General features: G+C 37.6%; 1 pseudogene. It reads right to left on the reverse strand.

The annotated features are described in order from the left end of the window. Positions 1 to 69 precede the first annotated feature (69 nt). Positions 70 to 1,024: pseudogene (locus tag CK510_RS32250) on the reverse strand (cyclase family protein); the annotation flags it as partial.

Consider the following 1,024-nt stretch of genomic DNA (forward strand, 5'->3'; position numbering starts at 1 on the left):
AACCTTTGTTGCATCTGTGGAAAAAATCTTAAAAGAATTTGGAGAAAATTTTGTAATTAATTTTGTCTAACTACTTATGTGGGTAGCACTATGTTCACCCATTGCAAAACGGCGCAAGTAATAACCCTGCCTTTCCCTCTCAGCTACAGTCATAAATTCAACATTTGGGTCCGCTTGCCACTGAGGAATACTTGTGTCAATTATGTGACTTAGATGGATAACTTGGGAGTAAGTAATGCTCTTTGATTCTACCCTAGTTAATCTTTCCAAAGTAGAATTCATAACATCACGAGTTTGACCAGTAACGGTATAAACTAAAGCTTCCCGATAGACACGCTGGGCATTATGATGTTTATAATTTGCAGCACCACTAGAAACTGTAACTGCTGCATGGGAAATGCGAGTTGCTAAATCAATTGTCCATGCACGTAAATCTAATTTTTCAGCGAAACTAGCACTCACATTTTGCTGTGCTTCACGAATTCCACTACGACAATTATCTAATTCCTGACTTAATAAATCCAAAGCATTATTAATAGATAATAAATTCTTTTTGTGGGAAATTTCCTCAATAATATCCAACCCAGCTAAAGCACAACCAGTTGCTAAAAAAGTCGCTTTCAAAACATTTCTTTTGTCTTGCTCGTGAATCCATCCAGGTTGTTTAATAAAAACCACAAACTCATTAGCTAAAAACCAATTATTTAACTTAACTGCAATAGTATTTGTAGATGGCATTGCAGCTAACTCAGCAACCTCACTAAACCCCAAACCCTCTTCTTGTTTCAACGGTATCATCCCAAACACTGCACTACCATCAAACAAAGTTGCAGCAACAATGAATTCATGGAAAATACCCCATCCAGTTACCCAAGGAACCACCCCATTCAACAAATAACCCCCATCCACAGGTTTTGCTGTAATTAGCGGTTCTCCTTCCCGTCTTAACTGGGAAAACCCCACACCAACCAAAACCTCACCACTACCCATTCTCAGTAAATATTTTTCTTGTAAAGTATTATTT

It is taken from the genome of Brunnivagina elsteri CCALA 953, from assembly GCF_002289455.1.
GTDB lineage: Bacteria > Cyanobacteriota > Cyanobacteriia > Cyanobacteriales > Nostocaceae > Brunnivagina > Brunnivagina elsteri.